Consider the following 18,472-nt stretch of genomic DNA (forward strand, 5'->3'; position numbering starts at 1 on the left):
TGGGACCTAGCGACACTCAGCTCGGTCTTCCAACTGCCTGTTTGAGGAAAGGCAGTAGATCACCGTATCCTACCGGTCTCCGCTCAAAGCTTAGTCCCAGGCGTCGGGCACAATCCTGGGCTCGTTCATGCAAGTCCTCATCATCGTTTTGGGCGAGGTATACGAGGCGTCGGTAGTGGCCAAAGACGAACTCAACCATGTCCGAGCGACGGTTCAAACCGAAGGCCTGCCAAACAAATCGCTCGAAATGGCGGCAGAAGAAATCCGTCAGATAGAATGTCGTAATATCTTCGGGATCCGTGCCGAAACGATTAATACCATCATAGAAGGCGAAGCAGTGTGGGCCAGCTATACGATCGACACCCGCTTCCGCGAGGACTGCATCAAGCTCTCCGCTCGTCCCGCAGTCGCCATAAGCTACGACAATCTGATCATAGTGCGGCTTCATCTCCTTCAACTTCGTCCTTACCGCGGGCGGAATTAGGCTTGGGCGATGATGGAGATGGGCAGGCAAACACTGCACATCGACATGCTTCCAGCGATTTAATTGGACAATATCAATGATTTCGCGGGCCAATGCACCACATGCGAGAATGGCGATGCCGCCGCGATTGCGTCTGAACGTGTGGCTTGTTTCCGTCACGGCTTCCATCTCGGCGCTGAATACGACGCTATTCGACACCTTCCTGAGGACTGACGCAACTTGTCATTTCGTAAGGGTAATCCGTTGCCTCGTCACTTAACCAAAGGTAAGTTTGAGGATATTTTTCAGAAAACAGATGAAGAGATAATTCATGAAGACGGGAAGCTGCCTGTGCGGTTCAGTCACCTATGAGGTGTGGGGCAGCTTGCGCCCTATTGTCGCCTGTCACTGCATTCAATGCAGAAAGACAAGTGGACACTATGTCGCGGCCACGCAGACTGAGTCCAGCCATATATCCATAAAAGGCAATAGCTTAAAGTGGTTCAGATCATCAGAGAGAGCCGAGCGTGCCTTTTGCTCGAATTGCGGCAGCAATCTATTCTGGCGCAGGCCCGACTCACAGCACATTTCTATTTTTGCTGGCACCATCGACGGTGCAACTGAACTAAAGATGGAAAGCCAGTTGTATACGAAGATGGCGGGAGACTACTACGCTATTCCCGATGTTCCGTGCATTGAGCAATCGACCCTCAAATAATTGCTTGAGGAGCGCCAAATTGAAAAATCCATGGCTTTGGTATCGTCCGAACCTGAAATGAGACAATATGCAATTCAAGTCATGGCTCGGCGGAATTGGTGAAGCGTTCGCCGATCGTAATTTTCGCCTCTATTCAGTAGGTTCCGTCGTCTCCTGGATCACCTACTTTGTTCAGCAGATTGCCTTCTCGTGGGTGACATGGGAAATTACGCATTCGCCGGCATGGCTGGCGGTTGTCGCGTTGCTCAGCACCGTCGCCAATGTCCTGCTCTTGCCTCTCGGTGGGGTTCTGGCCGACCGCATCGACCGTTTCAGGATGGTGGTGACGGCCTATGTGTTTGATTTCCTCAAGTCCGTTGCGCTGACCATCCTTGCCTTCACCGGACATCTCACTTTGCCGGCGATTTGCGTATGTGCCGTGCTCCACGGGGTCATCCACGCGTTCAGCGTGCCCGCCTCCTACGGCATGATGCCGCGCTTCATTGCCCGCGAGCGCCTGTCCTCCGCAATCGCAGTCAGCTCTTCCTACACGCAATTCGCGATCTTCGCCGGTCCTGCGATCGCTGGGTGGATCTTGGTTCACTGGGGTGTCGTGGCGGCTTTCGCCACCAACGTCGTTGGATATCTGGTCTATTTCGTCGTCGTCAGCTTTCTTCGGACGCCGGAGGGTTATGAGCAACGGAAGTCGGGGAGTCGCTCCTTCCTGCGCGATGTTCCTGAAGGCGCCCGCTATATTCTTCGTCATCAGGGTATCTTTGCCCTGCTCCTGATGATGTTGGCCGGTGACGCCCTGCTAGCGGCTGTGTACCAGCTCATGCCCGCCTACAGCGACACGCTGCTGGGTGCGGGTGTCGGCGGCGTCTCTGTCCTGCTCGGAACGGGAGGCCTCGGAGCGACGTTGGCGGCGCTATGGCTTGCCCACGGAGGATCGGCCCTGGCTACGCCGCTTCGGGTCTTTTGGGCATTTTTGATTTTTACGCTGGCTGTCTGCTGGCTGGCTGTATCGCCTAACCTGCTCTGGTCGGTCGTGGCCATGCTGGCTTTCGGGTTTGCGGGCGAGACGGCTCGAACCGCGACGGTTTCCATCCTGCAGCTCCAGGTCGACGATGCACAGCGAGGGCGGGTGATGAGCACGCGCTTCTTGTTGCAGCAGGCTGCTGGCGGACTTGGAACTCTTGCAGTCGGTGGCACGGCACAACAGATCGGCTTGCGTTTGTCTCTGTCCATCGCAGCGCTGATTGCCTTGGCTGCCTGGATAGTTGCCTGCGTCTACCGATCTCGCATCTTGGCATCGTTTCATCGCACAACCGATGCGCTGGAACGTTAGAGCGATATCCGATCGGAATGACGACCTTGCACAAGTCACTTGGCCGGCGTCAGCCGCAGCAGGCGTCCATCAGGCCGATCCTCGATGAGGAGGAGGGCGCCGTCGGCGGCCACCACGACGTCGCGGATGCGCTGGCCCATGTCCCAGCGATCCGCCTCACGCGCGCCGCCCTTGCCGTCGAAGGCGATGCGCACCAAGGCGTGCTGGCGCAGGGCGCCGATGAAGGCCGAGCCATGCCAAGTCGGGAACATCGCGCCGGAATAGAAGGCAAGGCCGGCCGGCGCAATCACCGGGGTCCAGTAGACGATGGGCGCCTCCAGGTCCGGCCGGGTGCGGTGGCGGGGAATCGGGGTGCCGTCATAATTGTCGCCGTTGGAGACTAGAGGCCAGCCATAGTTGCGGCCAGGCCTGATCAGATTGAGCTCGTCGCCACCACGCGGGCCCATCTCGTCCTCCCACAGCTTTCCGTCCGCGGCGAAGGCGAGGCCGTAGGGATTGCGGTGGCCCATCGTCCAGATCTGCGCTTGCACGCCGCCTTGTGCCGCCATCGGGTTGTCGGCGGGCGTGGAACCGTCGAGGTTTAGGCGTAGGATCTTGCCGAGGCTGCCGCCCGGATCCTGCGCGGTCTGCGGGCGCATGCGATCGCCTGAGGCCAGGAAGAGATGCTGTCCGTCCGGCGCAAAGGCGATGATGCCGCCCGGCTGGCCGCCGCCGCCCTCGGGTGTGGCGCGCCAGATCACGGCGAGATCAGCGAGACGGGCTATGTCGCCTGATTCGGCGAACCTCGCCCGCGCCAAGGCCAGCCTGCCGCCGCCCTCACCGGGCTCGACATAGGTGAAATAGACCTGGTGGTCCGTGCCGAAGCGCGGCGAGAGCACGATGTCGAGCAGGCCGTCCTGGCCGATGGCCTGGACCGGCGGTACACCGGGCACCTCCTGCTTGCGGCCGTCCAGTGTCACCAGATAGAGGCGGCCGCCCTTCTCGGTGACCAGGAGCCTGCCTTCCGGCATGACGGCGATGGCCCAGGGCGTGTCGAAGGTTGCTACGGGCGTGATCTTGAAGGGACGGCTGGTGCTGTAGGCCCTGTTGCCGGCATTGACTTCTGCGAGAGCGGCCTGAACCGGCAGCAGGAACAGCAAGGCAAGGATCAAGGCCTGCCCGATTTGCCGGACTTCGCGCATGTCGCCCTCTCGATGCACCGATGGTCCCGGGTAGAACCGAGTGGCCTGCCGAACGTTCCGCTCCGGCGGCGCGGCTCATTTGTTCTCGGAGGCCGAGCGTCCGAACTTGGCCAGGGTATTGCGTCCGATCGAGATGATCATCTGCTCCGCGCCCGCCGTCGACTTGACCCAGCGCGAGATCAGATAGATGCCTCCGGCATAGACGGCGACGTAGAGAAGACCGACCACTGCGATCTGAAAGGCGAGCACGAGGGGATTTCCGCCGATCACGATGAAAAGCGTGGCGCAATAGAGCATCGCGCCCGCAATGACGCTGATCGCAACCGGCCCCGCCAGTGCGGTGACCTGCTCTCTTATAGACGCGGCGACCAGCAATCTGACCGTCAGCATGGACATGAACATGATGAGGCAAGCCTCCACGCAGACAGCGAAGATGGCCCCGGGCACGCCGAAGAGCCACACGCCGGCGATGACGAGCGGCACCAATACCAGGCATTGCGAGAGACTGCGAAAAGTGATCAGGCGCGACTGATTGAGCGAGATCGCCAGCGGAGGCATCGGCGCCGCGGCTGCCTGGATGATGCTGGAGAGGGCAAGGCCGCTCAGGAGAAAGGCTGCCCCTTCCCACTTGCTCCCGAGAAACAGATCGATCAGCGGTTTGGAGACGAGGCCCATGAAGCTGTAGATCGGGAACATCAGGATGGCGACGGCGCCCGTGGCCTTGAGATAGGTGTTCTTGAGATCGCCTCTCTCATTCGACGTGACGAAGGCCACGTTCAGCGGAAAGCCGAGAGGCGAGACCAGAACCTGGGTTGGGATGGCCGCCAGGTCGTTTGCCATGGCGTAACGTCCGAAGGACACGGTGTCGACGAAACGCGGCAGGATGAACCGTCCGATCTGCCAATTCACCGCCAGCAGGATCTGCGAAAGCACGTTCCAGCCTATCATGTCGGCAAAGAGCGGCCAGTCCTTCAGCGTGAGCCTGGGACGCATCGGCGCAAGGATATAGGAGCCTACCATCAGGACCGTCGGGGTGAGGATGGTGCCCAGGGCGATCGACCAATAGCTTTTGGTCAGGACGGCGAGAGTGACTGCCGCCGTGCCGGCGATGACCTTGCTCGTCACATCGAGGAAGGCCTGTCGGCGGAAGTCCATCTGCTTGGCGAAATGCACCATGCGTGCGCTCATCAGGCCTCGGAGAATCGGGGCCATGGCGAGCGCGATCACCAGGGGAATGAGTCTCGGCTCGTTGTAGAAATGCGCCATTGGCCAAGAGGCCGATGCGAGCACGAGACCAATCGCCAGGCCGCGCAGCGCGCTCAGCGTGAAAGCCGTGCTGTACATGCGCGGCGTCGGGTCCGGCACTCGGGTCAGGGCTGACCACAGCGGCAATTCGAAGACAGCCTCGATAATGAAGATGAGCGTCATCGCCATCGCCACCAGGCCGAAATCACCCGGTCCCAGGAAGCGCGCGAGCACGATCAGCGACGCGAAGTCGACACCCTTGGCGACGAGGCGCGCACCGATGGTCCAGACACCTGCCGTGGCCGTTTGTCTTGAAAGGGCGATGCTGTCAGCTCCCATGGAAAGGGAATCCTGTCGCTTCCATAGGGCCACAATCTGTCGGGACCGGCACGGCTTCTGTCGATTGCGCCCCTGCCGGTCGCCCTTCGGCATGACTTAGCGGGATCAGTTCCGACATGGCTTCATGGGGTGCAGGCAGTCCGTGGCGTGGTAGGGCAGATGCTATCCGGATAGCAGTCCCGATGGATGAATCATAGCCCTCATCCTCATAGTGATCTTGGTATCGCTTCAGCCGAAAGGCGAGTCCCGTTTCGAAGGGCAGCAGGAAAGAAGTCACGCAAAAGATATTGCCCGTAAGCGAGTGGTTGACCGGTCTTCGCGTGGCAATCTTCTCAACGGACAGTCCGGTCGGTGAGTGGGGACAGTCGTGCTTCATGTTGTGTGTCAGAAAAGCTTCTCTAGTCCCGGCCGGCTTCTGATTGGGGCCGTCGGATTGCATGATCTTACGCTACGAGACAGGCGCAATAGCACAAAGCGCGAGCACTTTTGACGTCACTTTCGGATAAGCGAGCCAGCTCAATGTGCTAGGCCCTAGTCAAGGGCCGCGCCGGCCGCACGATAGTGGACGCCGGACTTGGCTGGAGCCGCCGGCTCAGAGGCTCCAGGCCTCACCGATCATTTTCACCGTCGCTGAGCCGTTCAACGAGCCGAGGACGAAGGAGCGCTCCGGAATATCCCAGCGGGATACCAATCTGTAGCCGAGGTTCTTTCGGATCTGCTCGATCTCGGGGAGCGCCATAGCCTTGTGAAGGATCTGGCTGCTGCCGAGCGTCTCAAGCATGTAGAAGCCCGCTTTTTCGGCAACGGAGACTTCGTTGATGATAATTACCGCCGGCATAGCCGGCAGATTCCGAAGTAGCTGTTCAAACGGAATGTCGAGATAAGGTAAAGTGCCCGAACAGATCAAGGCATTGCAAGGTTTGGTGTCTTCGACGCTCTCATGGAAACGCAAGGTCCCGCCATTCGTCAAGGAAAGCTGCTCACGGTCCAGCCGCAACGCAGGGCGCGCGACGATTTGCCAGATAAGGTCGCTCGGGAAGTCGATATATTTCCTGTAACAAATATATTTGGAACCAGATCGTCCGACGAGATCCGTAATGGTTCTCAGTTTTCCTTTCTTCACCAGTTTTTGAAGGAAAAACATGGCCGGATAATCAAAGGAATGCGCAGATAAACCCGAATCTATATTGATAGAGTCGGTATTGTCATTTTCATGCGCAATGACGTTTTTCCCGGGCCTCAGGGCCGTTTCCGCCTCCTCGCGGGAGTCGAAATAGCCCCAATGAAGGTCCTCGCTAGCGCTATAGGCAATTTCTGCCGGGTCAGAATGCATCAATCGATCGAGCAAGGGTAGCTTCCAGGCATGTTGCAGCATGGTAAAATATCTTTCCTGCGACCCATCTTGCAGGTTGCGTTACTACGATGACCTATATCGTTAAAATGTCAATGTGCCGCTGGGTGATCCTCCAAGTGAGTGATACCGATATTTCGGGCAATGAGGCATTTAATAGCAAGATACTAGGGAATGACGCACAGGATAATCTGAAGACTTTGCGATTTAAACAAGAATATATTGCTTATTTTTCGTTATTAACTATCATGATATATATGTAAAAACGTATACAGTTGCAATTATAAAGAGATATGTTTAATTTTTTTATGAAATGGTGGAAATCCAGATGAGGCGGAGGAGGGGGTTGTTTTGTGACGAACAAGGGAGGCAATTTTCAATCTTCGCAAGCCAAGTTGTCCGGCTGCGGTAAAGGGGTGCCGGTAACTCGAGGATTCCTTGGCCTGCAATACGATATTGCAAAAATGAAGATATTTTTACGCGTTGGTTCGTGTGGAACGTTGCGGACCGCTATGCTTCCGACACCATAACGCAGACGCTCGGTTATGCGACGCGCCGGGCTCGACAAAGGTGGGAAGGAGTGTGGGTGCTCACATTGCATGGGCTGCCTTGCGCAGTACCACATGGGCGCCACTAAGGTTGAGCCAGGTCAGGCCGCCGAATGCCAGCGCGGCGATCAGGCTCTGGGGCGAGAGGTCGATGCTTTCGAGACCATCGCTGACGAGGCTATCGACGAAGGCCATCAGCACAAGGATGGAAAAGCCGCTGCCAACGGCGCTGAGGAAAAGCCGCAGCATTGGCCAGTATGCCACGGGCTTACCGCGCTCCCAGAGCAGCAAGCCGTAATTGGCAAGCGGGGCGATGACGGAGATGACGACGATCGGACCGAAAAAGGCGATCAGCCAGCCGAGGTTACACAGGAATTCTTGGCAGGGCAGGCTGTCGAGAAAGCGGAAGACGAGCCAATAGAGACCGGCGAGGGCAAGGCTCGCCACGGCATAGCAGGACATTGGGCCAAGGCTGGATCTGGGCCGCGACAGGGAAGGAAGGATCATCATGTGCCCCGCGATGATTTAAGTTAGCGAACGAACACTAACTTAAATCATCGCGTCTTCGCCGTCAATATGCGAACTCCATATTCCTGGGGTTGCGCGAGGTGGTTCAGCAGGCCTCGCAATTGACCGCCTGAAAAAAAGCAGCCGCCCGTCCAAGGGAGGGGCGGCTGCTCCGATGGTCACGGCAGGGAATCGGCACAAGCGGCGATCCCCCGTCGTGGGTGATTTATGGCATCACCTCGACGATCCGGCGGGTACCCGGATCGACCAGCACCACTTCATCGTTGACGACCGTGTAGCGGTATTGGACGTCGCCATATTCGGCAGGCACGTCATAATACTGCACCCCTTCGTCCGGCAGCACCGTTCCAACCGCTACCGGCTCTTGGTAACGGAAGGAAGGCCGATGCTGCTCGATGACATATTGGTGGAACCGCGGCCTCTGCTTGATGCCGATCAGCCCGTTGATGCCGCCGGTCACGGCGCCGACCGTACCGCCGACCACCGCGCCAACCGGACCGGCACTATGGGCGCCCTGTTCGGCACCATCCTGCGCGCCGCCCATCACGCCTTGCGCATAGACGGAAGCAGGCGCCATAAGAGTGAAAGCAAGGGCTCCGGCCAAAAGAATAGACCTGCCTTTCATAATCGATCTCCATAGATTGTTTCGAAAGGCCCAATGGATATGGACTGTGGAATCAACCTTGTGGATCTCAGAAGGTTCCGAAATCATATCGTATAATAAAATGATCTGGCGAACTGTAAGGCTACTGCCTCATGAGATGACCCTACGCGAGGCAGATTGCGCGTATATTCTCGGACATATTTAGATCTTGAATTTCAGGAACTTGCGGCACCCGGCTGCAGGAGGTCCCAATGATTGCCATAGAGGTCCTCGAATACCGCCACGGTGCCATAGGCTTCCCGACGCGGTTCCTCGCAGAATCGCACGCCACGCGAGCGATAAAGCTGATAGTCGCGCCAGAAATCATCGGTATGCAGGAACAGGAAGACGCGCCCGCCTGCCTGCCTGCCGATGGCGCTGGCCTGCTCCGCTCCCGCCGCCTGGGCGAGCAGCAGCCGGGTCTCGCGAGCCCCTGGCGGAGCCACCATCAGCCAGCGCTTGCCGCCGCCCATATCGACGTCCTCGATCGCCTCGAAGCCGAGGATTTCGGTGTACCAGGCTTTCGCCTCGTCATAATCCCGAACCACCAGGGTCAGGGCGCCGAGAAATTGGCTCATCTCGAGTCTCCGCAGGATGCCCAATCCTTTCCTGCCGGTGCCGCCATGGCAAGCGGGCTATCGCCATTCCCATTTGGATACAGCGATAAAGATCATGTCGCTTTTGCACCGCGAAATCCTTCCTGCTGCGTGGCACAAGCATCGCTTCCTGTCCTTTGAGAGGATGGCTCAGTCGTGATCGTCCGCAAAAGCCCACGCCCCTGGGAACTCTTCTTCATCCTGCGCGGCTCCATCGTGCCGCAGATCTGGCCACAGATGCTGGTGGTGGCGCTGATCTCGGTGACGGTGACCCTGCTGGAGACGCGTGGTTATATCCATGTCGCGCCCATCGCAGCGCTGCCCTTCTCCCTGATCGGCGTCGCGCTCTCGATCTTTTCGGCCTTCCGCAACACGGCGAGCTATGACCGCTGGTGGGAGGCACGCAAGATCCTGGGCGCCATGGTGATCGACGCCCGCGGCCTGTCGCGCCAGGCGATCGCTTATCTTGCCGCCGATCCAGCCACCGCCCGGCGCCTCGCGCTCTATGCCACGGCGTTCAGCGACCTCGTGCGCTGTCATCTGCGGGACGAAAAGCCTGACGAGGAGGCTCTGCGCCATCTCGATGCCGGCGACCGCGAGCTGGTGCTCAACGCGCAGCACGCCCCGAACCGGCTGCTCGCCCGCATGAGCGGCGCCATCGCAGGGGCGCTGTCACAAGGACAGATCCCGGCGCAGATGGCCCAGACCCTGGAGGAGCGGGTCTCGGCGCTCTCGGCCGATCTCACCGCCGCCGAGCGTATCAAGCTGACGCCGCTGCCCTTCGCCTATTCGCTGCTGCTGCACCGCACGGCCTATCTGTTCTGCTTCCTGCTGCCCTTCGGCCTTGCCGACAGCATGGGGCTGTGGACGCCGCTGATCGCCGCGATCGTCTCCTACACCTTCTTCGGACTGGATGTGCTGGGGGACGAACTCGTGGCGCCCTTCGGCACCACGCAGAACAGCCTGCCGGTGATGGCGATCTGCCGGACCATCGAGGTCAATATCCTCGAGGATCTCGGCGAAACGGAACTGCCGTCGCTGCCGAAGCCGAAGGATTTCGTGCTGGTGTGAGCGGGCTTTCCTGGGACCGCCGCGCCCGAGAGTACGGAAGCTGTCGGCAAGAATTGCCAATGGGCGCTGACTTTGCTGGCAGAGGCGCGCCAAACACGGAGTGGCGGTCTCCGACCGCCATCTTCCCTGGCATAGAACGCCCCGTTTCCAAGAATGGTGATCGGAGATCGCCACTCCACCCCGCCTCACCCGGCAAAGTTAGTCCATGGCCAAGAATGCCGGCGGTCCCGGGAAAGGCTTCACGAATGCGGGGGCGGATCCTGCCGCACCGGATCGAGTTTGACGGGAGCCGGCGTCACATTGTCGATCGCGGGAGCCTTGCCGCCGAAGATCGAACTGATCAGACCGCCGAAATTGCTGCGCTCGGTGTAGAGCACGACGAGGCAGGAAATCGCCAGCGGGATCAGGAGATAGAGCAAGCGGAACATCAGCAGGGCGGCAAGAACCTGCGCCTTCATTGTCCGCGTTGCCGGATCGTCCACCGTCGGGTCCAGGCCCATGACAAGCATGAAGATCGTCATGAACGAGATCTCGAACACGCCGGCCCCGCCTGGCGCATTGGATATCAAGCCGGCGCAGAACGAAGCCAGGAACATGCCGAGCACGACGAAAAAGCCTGGATTAAGACTGTCGGGCAGCGCGAAATAGATGATGCCAGCGGCACCAATGATTTCGATCGGCGCGGCAAAAAGCTGGCGGAAGGCAATTTCAGGCTTTGGATAGGCGATGACGAGGTTGCGGATCTTGAGCGGCTTGAGCCGCATGATCGAGCCGAATTGGTAGAGCGCCACCAAGACGAGCATGACAATACCGATGCCCAGAGCTACTCCGACCGGTATATTAAAAACACGCGCGAGCATGCCCGGTTCGCCCGTCAGCACGATGCCACCGAGGAAGATCGCGCCATAAGCAAAGGTGAAAGCGCAGAAGGCGGTCACGACCGCGACCTCGGCGACATTCAATCCCATCTTGGAATAGGCGCGATAGCGCACCAGGCCGGAGGAGAGGACGGAGACGCCGATATTGTGGCCGAGCGCATAGGCCACGAACGAGACCACCGAGACGATGGGCCAGGACAGCTTGCGGCCCACATGCAGCAGCGCGATGCGGTCATACCAGGCGAGCGCCGCGTAGGCGAGCGAGGTGGACAGGAAGGCGCAGAGAATCATCAGCGGGCCGCGATCGACGATCGCCTGCCAAACCTGGCCGACCTCCACACCCTTCAACTCTTTCGAAAGCAGATAGATCGAAAAAACGACGGCGGCGAGCCCGACGATCGGCCAAACATATTCGAGCTTGTTCTTCATCACGTCCGTCTGGGTAAGGTTTCGAACTCATCTTCGAAACGGGTCGTCAAGGCATGTGCCGAGACAGCCATAAACAACGGGATCGTGTCGAAGACAAGACGTATAAGCGGCGGGATCGGGAGAACGCGCGCGCCGGTTGATACAATTATAATAACGGGTCCATTATGTATTTTGTGTGATAGTGGCATTAATTATATGTAATTTCCGCATTGTCAGTAAAGCGCCGCAAAGCTAGCTTCAAATGCGCTGCTTTGCGGGACGTCCGATGCCTGTGCCTCCGCCCTTCATGCTGACGACCGGTCCGGTCACGGCCTATCCCGCCGTGCTCAACGCCATGGCGCGGCCGGCCATCTATGACGGGCACCAGGCTTTCCAGCATTTCTATCGCAACGTGATCGCCAAGCTGCAATCGGCGCTGCGCCTCACCAACCTGCCGCTGATCTTGCAGGGCGACGCCCTTCTGGGCCTGGAAGCCGCGGCTGCCTCGCTGATCGGCCGCAACGATGTCGTGCTCAACCTCGTCTCGGGGGTCTATGGCAAGGGCTATGCCGGCTGGGCCCGGCGCCATGGCGGCGAGGTGATCGAGCTTGAAGTGCCGTTCGATGAGGCCATCGATCCCGGCGCGGTGCGCAGGGCGCTGGCGGCGCGGCCGGATATCGCGGTCATCGCCGTCTGCCATCACGATACGCCGTCCGGCACGCTCAACCCGCTGGCCGAGATCGGCCGGATTGCGCGCGAGCATAGTGCCTTTATCATCGCGGACGCGGTCTCCTCCTTCGGCAGTCTCGACGTGCATCCGGAGGCGGCCCATGTCGACATCTTCGTCACATCGGCCGCCAAATGCCTGGGCGCTACGCCGGGCCTGACCCTGCTCGGCATCAGCGAACGAGCCTGGGCCCGGATCAGGGCCAATCCGGACGCGCCGCGCGCCTCCTTTCTCTCGCTGCTCGACTGGGAGCACGCCGCCGAGATCGGCAGGCCTTTCCCGGTCACGCCTTCGCTTGCGGAGATCTACGGCCTCGATGCCGCGCTCGACCTCTATCTGCAGGAGGGGCCGGAGCGGGTCTGGGCCCGGCATGCCCGCACGGCCGCGGCGGCTCGCGCCGGATTGAAGGCTCTCGGACTGAGGCTCTGGCCGATTGACGAGAAAATCGCGGCGCCCTCGGCCACCGTCTTCCATCTCCCCGCCGGCCTGACCGACAAGGTTCTGCGCGATACGCTGCTCGAGCGCTATGGCGTGCTGCTCTCCCTCGGCCGGGGCTTCACGGCAGGCAAGGTGCTGCGTATCGGTCATATGGGGCCGAGCGCCGAACCCATGCTCGCCGTCACGGCCGTCGCTGCCCTTGGTGCTGCGTTGAATCAGCTCGGCATCCGGGCCGATGCCGGCGCCGGGGTGAACGCAGCCCTTGCGATTCTCGACGGAGCGGCATCCAATCAGGCTGATTCTAGGTCATCGTCCCGGGAGGTCGCTGATGTCGATCCTGCTTAGCCGCCGCGCTTTCCTGCTTGCCAGCGCCGGGACCGCCATGGCGCTGGCCCTTCCGCATCGCGCCCTTGCCGCCGACACGCCGAGCGGCCGGCTGACCGTGGCGGCCGATTCGGAGCCGACCAATCTCAACCCGGCCATCGTCGCCTCCAACGGCGTGTTCTTCGTTGCCAGCAAGGTGATCGAGCCGCTGGCCGAGGCTGACTATAGCGGCGCCGACGGGCTGGCGCCCCGGCTCGCCCTCTCCTGGTCAGGTTCCCCCGACGGCAAGACGGTGACCTTCAAGCTGCGTCCGGATGTGAAATGGCATGACGGCAAGCCTTTCACCTCGGCCGATGTCGCCTTCTCGGCGCTGGAGGTGTGGAAGAAGCTGCAGAATCTCGGCCGCGTCGTCTTCAAGGATCTCGAAAGCGTCGATACGCCCGACGATCTCACGGCAGTGCTGCATTTTTCGACGCCGACCCCCTTCCAGCTCATTCGCAATTGCCTGCCCGCCTTGACCTCGGTGCTGCCCAAGCATGTCTTCGCGGGCACCGACATCATGACCAACCCGGCCAATGAGAAGCTCGTCGGCACCGGGCCGTTCAAATATGTCGAGCACAAGCCGGGTGAATATTACCTGCTCCGACGCAACGACGCCTATTGGGCGCCGGACCAGCCCAAACTCGGCGAGATCCTGTTCAAGGTGCTGGCGGATCGCGATTCCGCCGGCGCCGCACTCGAATCGGGTGAGATCCAGCTCGCGGCCTTCTCTGCCGTGCCGCTTGCCGATCTCGACCGCATCTCCAAGGTGCCGGGCATGAAGGTCTATGCCAATGGCTATGAGGCACTGACCTACCAGATGATCGTCGAGATCAACCACACCCGCAAGGAACTGGCGGATCTGCGCGTGCGCCAGGCCATCGCCCATTCCATCGACAAGGGCTTCGTGGTGCAGGCGATCTTCCGCGGCTATGCCACCGCTGCCACCGGCCCGATCCCGCAGACGGACAAGACCTTCTACAATCCGGACGTAGAGCGCTACGAGTTCGATCCGGCGAAGGGTGAATCCCTGCTCGACGAGGCCGGCTACAAGAAGGGGCAGGATGGCATCCGCTTCCATCTGAAGCTCTTGCCGGCACCCTTCTTCAACGAAACGGTGCAATTCGGCGCCTATCTCAGGCAGGCGCTCGCCAAGATCGGCATCGACGCCGAGATCGTCTCCAATGATTCGCCGGCCCATCTGAAGGCGATCTATACCGATCACGCCTTCGATCTCGCCGTCGGCACGCCGGTCTACCGGCAGGATCCTGCGATCTCGACGACCATCCTGTTCCAGAGCGGCATTCCCGCCGGCGTGCCCTTCTCCAACCAGTATGGCTATGCCAACCCCAAGGTCGATGCCATCATCGCGCAGGCGGCGGTGGAGATCGATGCCGCCAAGCGGGCCGATCTCTACAAGCAGTTCCAGAAGATGGTGGTCGACGATCTTGCTTTGATCAACGTCACCGAATTCTCCTTCATCACTGTCGCCAACGAGAATGTGCAGAACGTCTCGAACAATCCACGCTGGGCGGTGTCGAACTGGGCCGATACAGCCGTGCCGGAGATGTCGCCATGACGCTGGGAGCGCGGACGTCCCGTCCGCTCTTGGAAACGGTACGTTCGACGATGAGGGAAGAGCGGACAGGATGTCCGCGCTCCCAGGGGTAGCCCCCTTGGCGCTGCGCTTGCTCCGCCGCCTCATCGGCGTCATCGCCGTTCTCGCCCTCGTCATCGTCGGCGCCTTCTTCATGCTGGAGGCCGCCTCGGGTGACGCCATCGACGCCTATGTCGCCGGCATCGGTGGCATGGATGCCACCCGTATCGCCGAGCTCAGGGTCGCCTGGGGGCTCGACCAGGGGCCGATGCACCGGCTCGGCGCCTATCTTGCCGCGCTTGCCCATGGGGATCTCGGCTGGTCCACCGGCTTCCAGCGTCCGGTGCGCGATGTCCTGTTCGAGCGCCTGCCGGTGACATTGATCACCATGGGTTCGGCGCTGGCGCTGGCCTTCCTGCTCGGCATCCTGCTTGGCTTCATCGCCGGTATCAGGCCGAATAGCTGGCTCGACCGTATCCTCTCGATCGGCTCGCTCGCGCTTTATGCCATGCCGGGCTTCTGGCTCAGCCTGGTGCTGATCCTGATCTTCTCGGTGAGCCTGCGCTGGCTGCCTTCGAGCGGCTTCGAGACCATCGCCTCGGGCAAGACGGGTCTCGCCCGCGTTGCCGATATCGCCTGGCACCTGGCGCTGCCGGTTTCGGCGCTCGGCCTCCTCTACATGACGCTGTTCCTGCGCCTGCTGCGCGACGGCATGGAGGAGGTCTGGCATGCGGATTTCATTCGCGCCGCCCGGGCGCGCGGCATAAGTGGCATGCGTCTGGCGCTGCGCCACGTCGCGCGCAACGCCCTCGCGCCGGTGGTCACCATGCTGGGCCTGCAATCGGCCTCGTTGCTTGGGGGCAGCGTGGTGGTGGAGAGCGTCTTCGCCATTCCTGGCTTCGGTCGTCTTGCCGCCGAGGCGGTGTCACGGCGCGATACGCCCCTGCTGCTCGGGGTGGTGCTGTTCAGCGCCATTGTCGTCGTGGTGATGAACATGCTGGCCGATCTCGTGCAGGCCTGGCTCGATCCGCGCATCGGCGCCAATGAGCGTTATGCATGAGCGCGCCGGCCCGCATCCTGCTCAGCGGCGAGGGGAGGGCAGGTTTCGTCCTGCTGCTGCTCTTCGCGCTGCTCGCCTTGACGGCTCCGCTGGTCTTCCCGGGCGATCCGCTCGCCATCACCGCGCCACCACTGCTGACGCCCTTTACCGATGGCGCCCATCCCCTCGGTGCCGACCGGCTCGGCCGTGATATCGCCGCCGAGCTTGCCTGGGGAGCCCGGACCACGCTCCTCGTGGCGCTCGCCTCGGCGTTGGCCTCTTTGGTGCTCGGCACGGTGATCGGCACGCTGGCCGGTTTTCTCGGCGGCTGGGTCGATGATGTCCTGATGCGCATCAGCGATGCCTTCCAGACCGTGCCGGCCTTCCTGCTCGCCATGGCGCTGATTAGCATCACCGGGCCGAGCCTGCCGGCAATCGTACTTGCCATCGCCGCGGGCGCCTGGCCGCAGCCGGCCCGCATCGCCCGCGCTGAGATCCGCTCCCTGCGCGAGCGCGATTTCGTGGCGGCGGCGCGGGTCGCCGGCATGCATCCCCTTGCCATCGCCTTCCGAGAGATCCTGCCCAACGCCCTCACGCCGGTGATCTCGCTCGCCGCCATCATCGCCGCAGCCGCCGTGCTGATCGAGGCGGCGCTTTCCTTCCTCGGCTTCGGCGACCCCAACCGGCCGAGCTGGGGCAGCATGGTGGCGGAGGGACGGGCGATGCTGCGCAGTGCGCCCTCGCTCTCGCTGATCCCAGGCCTTGCCCTGGTGCTGATCGTGCTGGCGATCCACCTCCTCGGCCGCGGCTACGCCAAGGCCCTGCGCGTGCGGGAGCCGGTGGCATGAGCCTGTTTTCGCTGCGCGGATTTGGCGTTTCCTACCGCGATCGCGGCGGGCTGCACCCAGCATTGCAGGCCATCGATCTCGACATAGCAGCGGGTCGCCATCTCGTGCTGCTCGGCGAGAGCGGGTCGGGCAAATCCACTTTGGCCCTGGCCCTCGCCGGTCTGCTGCCGCGCAATGCCGAGGCGAGCGGCAGCCTCGCGCGCCCCGGCTTCGCCGCGCCGCCGCGCCTCGGCCGTGACATCGGCATGGTCTTCCAGGACCCCGGCGGCAGTCTCGACCCTCTGATGCGGGTGGGCGAACAGATCGCCGAGGCGCGTCATGTGAACCGTGGCGGCGATTGGCGCGAGGTGAGCGAACGGGCCGAGACCTGGCTGGAGCGCGTGGCGATTCCCGATCCGCGCGTGAGCGCGCGGAAATATCCGCATCAGTTCTCGGGCGGGCAGAAGCAGCGCATTGCCCTTGCGGCGGCGCTGGTGAGCGAGCCCTCGGCGCTGATCGCCGACGAACCGACCAGCGCGCTCGACACCATCAGCCAGCATGCCATTCTTGGCCTGCTCAAGGAGATTGCCGGGGAGCGGGGCCTTACGTTGGTCTTTGTCACCCACGACATCGCGCTGGCCTCCGGGATCGCCGACGATGTCGCCGTGCTTTATCAGGGCCGGCTGGTCGAAGCGGGGCCTGCTGCGCGCGTCTTCTCGGCGCCCTCCCATCCCTATACCGCGGCGCTCCTTGCGACGCGCCTCGACCTTGATAGTGTGCGCCCGACTCGTTTCGCCGAGATCGACCCGCGCGACTTCTCCGTCCGTGTGCCAGGGGGCAGGCATGGCTGAAGCGCCGCTGCTCGAGATCAGGGGGCTCACCAGCAGCGTCCGCAGCGGGGGCGGGCGGCATGTCATCCTCTCAGGCGTCGACATGGCGGTGGCCCCTGGCGAGATCGTCGGTCTGGTGGGCGGTTCGGGTTCGGGCAAGACGACCCTGGCCTGCGCCATTCTGCGCCTGATCGACATTGACGCCGGCACGATCCTGTTCGAGGGGAGGGACCTCACCCGGCTCGAGGGCGCCGCGCTGCGGCGCGTGCGGCCCCGCCTGCAGATGGTGTTCCAGGATTCGATGGCCGCCTTCAATCCTCGCGCGCGCGTTGAACGGGTGATCGGCGACCCGCTGCGCATCTGGAAGCGGGCCGTACCAGCCGAGCAGCGCCGGCGCATCGGCGAACTCCTCGACATCGTCGGCCTGCCCGAGCGCCTGCTGCAGCGCTATCCGCACGAGCTCTCGGGCGGACAACGCCAGCGTGTTGCCATCGCCAGGGCGATCGCCACCGATCCCCGCCTGATCGTGCTCGACGAGCCGGTCTCCGCCCTCGACGTTTCCGTCCGTGCGCAGATCCTCAATCTCCTCCTCGATATCCGGGAACGGCTGGACATGGCGCTGCTCTTCATCGCCCATGACCTCGCCGTCATAGCGGCCTTCTGCGATCGGCTTTGCGTGATGGATGGCGGCCGGATTGTCGAAGAGGGGGCGCCACAGCTTATTGTTGCATCGCCACAAGCCGAAATGACGCGTTTTCTGGTCGAAGCCGTTCCCAAAATGAAATTTTGAAAATTTTTCGAACCATGAAACCGATTCCAGTGGAGATTCGGCGCGAGAAATAGAGACCTGAGAAGAAACTTATCCACAGGCTGCCGGGGAAATTGTGTGCGCCGCAGCATGGTTAATGATCTGCCTTCTCGCCGGAAACGCGGCAAAATCGGCGTTTCCGGCGGGATAGGGCAAAGATGCAAGCGGGAGCCGGGGAGGGGCCGGGAAGGGCGCTTCGGACTTTTGCAAAAAAGCGTTTTGGAGGGTGTTGACAGCCCAAATGCCCCCCTCTATATCAGCGTCATCGACGGACGGCGTTGCCGCGAAAGAGCGGCGGCGCTGACGTGTCGCTTCACTGACAAAGAGCGCAGGCTTAACCGGCCTTGGTCGGGTCAGCGAAGTGTTCGCTAAATTATGGAAGGTCCTGCCTTCCCGGGAAGACTTGTTCTTCCCACCGCTATTTGACAATTGCATCGGAAGAAAGAGAAACGCAGGCGACGATGTTCTTGCGGACGCCCTGAGAGGGGTGTCGAAAAGTGAGACTTATCGGCGAGACTGCGTTTTAAAGAGCTACCCCTGTATTTTT

The 18,472-nt window shown here is 61.4% G+C and carries 17 protein-coding genes; 9 read left to right on the forward strand and 8 right to left on the reverse strand.

Features of this window, described 5'->3' with window-relative positions; genetic code table 11:
* Positions 1 to 16 precede the first annotated feature (16 nt).
* The gene (locus QQL24_RS36640) at positions 17 to 652 is read right to left on the reverse strand and encodes a DUF1638 domain-containing protein (RefSeq protein ID WP_431310692.1); all 636 of its coding nucleotides are present in this window, start codon (positions 650 to 652) and stop codon (positions 17 to 19) included.
* 142 nt (positions 653 to 794) lie between these two features.
* On the opposite strand from QQL24_RS36640, the gene QQL24_RS15575 reads away from it, so the two are divergent.
* The gene (locus QQL24_RS15575) at positions 795 to 1,181 is read left to right on the forward strand and encodes a GFA family protein (protein WP_284313177.1); all 387 of its coding nucleotides are present in this window, start codon (positions 795 to 797) and stop codon (positions 1,179 to 1,181) included.
* A 67-nt stretch (positions 1,182 to 1,248) separates the two neighbouring features.
* Positions 1,249 to 2,508, forward strand: coding sequence for an MFS transporter (locus tag QQL24_RS15580; protein ID WP_284313178.1), 1,260 nt, complete (start codon positions 1,249 to 1,251; stop codon positions 2,506 to 2,508).
* A gap of 35 nt (positions 2,509 to 2,543) precedes the next feature.
* Here the strand turns inward: QQL24_RS15580 and QQL24_RS15585 are convergent, their stop codons facing one another.
* From QQL24_RS15585 to QQL24_RS15610, 6 genes are all read right to left on the reverse strand, one after another.
* Positions 2,544 to 3,689 (reverse strand): PQQ-dependent sugar dehydrogenase, encoded by a 1,146-nt coding sequence (locus tag QQL24_RS15585; protein WP_284313179.1) that lies wholly within the window; start codon positions 3,687 to 3,689, stop codon positions 2,544 to 2,546.
* Positions 3,690 to 3,764: 75 nt separating this feature from the next.
* Positions 3,765 to 5,273 carry a lipopolysaccharide biosynthesis protein gene (locus QQL24_RS15590; protein WP_284313180.1) on the reverse strand — a complete coding sequence of 503 codons (1,509 nt, stop codon included), beginning with the start codon at positions 5,271 to 5,273 and terminating at the stop codon, positions 3,765 to 3,767.
* Between the two features lie 592 nt (positions 5,274 to 5,865).
* Positions 5,866 to 6,648, reverse strand: coding sequence for a methyltransferase, TIGR04325 family (locus QQL24_RS15595; protein ID WP_284313181.1), 783 nt, complete (start codon positions 6,646 to 6,648; stop codon positions 5,866 to 5,868).
* Positions 6,649 to 7,214: 566 nt separating this feature from the next.
* Complete coding sequence (locus QQL24_RS15600) at positions 7,215 to 7,634, reverse strand: hypothetical protein (protein WP_284313182.1); 420 nt, start codon at positions 7,632 to 7,634, stop codon at positions 7,215 to 7,217.
* A 271-nt stretch (positions 7,635 to 7,905) separates the two neighbouring features.
* Positions 7,906 to 8,325: a DUF1236 domain-containing protein gene (locus tag QQL24_RS15605; RefSeq protein ID WP_284313183.1), complete on the reverse strand. Its 420-nt coding sequence runs from the start codon at positions 8,323 to 8,325 to the stop codon at positions 7,906 to 7,908.
* Between the two features lie 194 nt (positions 8,326 to 8,519).
* Complete coding sequence (locus QQL24_RS15610) at positions 8,520 to 8,921, reverse strand: VOC family protein (protein ID WP_284313184.1); 402 nt, start codon at positions 8,919 to 8,921, stop codon at positions 8,520 to 8,522.
* 174 nt (positions 8,922 to 9,095) lie between these two features.
* Between QQL24_RS15610 and QQL24_RS15615 the strand changes: the two genes are divergently transcribed.
* The gene (locus QQL24_RS15615; RefSeq protein WP_284313185.1) at positions 9,096 to 10,010 is read left to right on the forward strand and encodes a bestrophin family protein; all 915 of its coding nucleotides are present in this window, start codon (positions 9,096 to 9,098) and stop codon (positions 10,008 to 10,010) included.
* Between the two features lie 239 nt (positions 10,011 to 10,249).
* On the opposite strand, the gene QQL24_RS15620 is transcribed toward QQL24_RS15615, so the two are convergent.
* Complete coding sequence (locus QQL24_RS15620; RefSeq protein ID WP_284313186.1) at positions 10,250 to 11,317, reverse strand: putative bifunctional lysylphosphatidylglycerol flippase/synthetase; 1,068 nt, start codon at positions 11,315 to 11,317, stop codon at positions 10,250 to 10,252.
* Between the two features lie 265 nt (positions 11,318 to 11,582).
* On the opposite strand from QQL24_RS15620, the gene ppaT reads away from it, so the two are divergent.
* The 6 genes from ppaT (at position 11,583) to QQL24_RS15650 (ending at position 17,907) form a co-directional block, all read left to right on the forward strand.
* The gene (gene ppaT / locus QQL24_RS15625) at positions 11,583 to 12,806 is read left to right on the forward strand and encodes a pyridoxamine--pyruvate transaminase (RefSeq protein ID WP_284313187.1); all 1,224 of its coding nucleotides are present in this window, start codon (positions 11,583 to 11,585) and stop codon (positions 12,804 to 12,806) included.
* A gap of 37 nt (positions 12,807 to 12,843) precedes the next feature.
* Positions 12,844 to 14,403 (forward strand): ABC transporter substrate-binding protein, encoded by a 1,560-nt coding sequence (locus QQL24_RS15630; protein ID WP_284313199.1) that lies wholly within the window; start codon positions 12,844 to 12,846, stop codon positions 14,401 to 14,403.
* 70 nt (positions 14,404 to 14,473) lie between these two features.
* Positions 14,474 to 15,481, forward strand: coding sequence for an ABC transporter permease (locus QQL24_RS15635; protein WP_284313188.1), 1,008 nt, complete (start codon positions 14,474 to 14,476; stop codon positions 15,479 to 15,481).
* Positions 15,478 to 16,308, forward strand: a complete 831-nt coding sequence (locus tag QQL24_RS15640) for an ABC transporter permease (RefSeq protein ID WP_284313189.1) — start codon at positions 15,478 to 15,480, stop codon at positions 16,306 to 16,308. The genes QQL24_RS15635 and QQL24_RS15640 overlap by 4 nt, the downstream gene beginning before the upstream one ends.
* Positions 16,305 to 17,138: an ATP-binding cassette domain-containing protein gene (locus tag QQL24_RS15645; protein ID WP_284313190.1), complete on the forward strand. Its 834-nt coding sequence runs from the start codon at positions 16,305 to 16,307 to the stop codon at positions 17,136 to 17,138. Before QQL24_RS15640 ends, QQL24_RS15645 begins: the two co-directional genes overlap by 4 nt.
* Positions 17,131 to 17,907 carry an ABC transporter ATP-binding protein gene (locus QQL24_RS15650; RefSeq protein WP_284313191.1) on the forward strand — a complete coding sequence of 259 codons (777 nt, stop codon included), beginning with the start codon at positions 17,131 to 17,133 and terminating at the stop codon, positions 17,905 to 17,907. Before QQL24_RS15645 ends, QQL24_RS15650 begins: the two co-directional genes overlap by 8 nt.
* Positions 17,908 to 18,472: the final 565 nt, after the last annotated feature.

The organism is Labrys miyagiensis (assembly GCF_030160835.1).
In the GTDB taxonomy this organism is placed as follows: Bacteria; Pseudomonadota; Alphaproteobacteria; order Rhizobiales; family Labraceae; genus Labrys; species Labrys miyagiensis.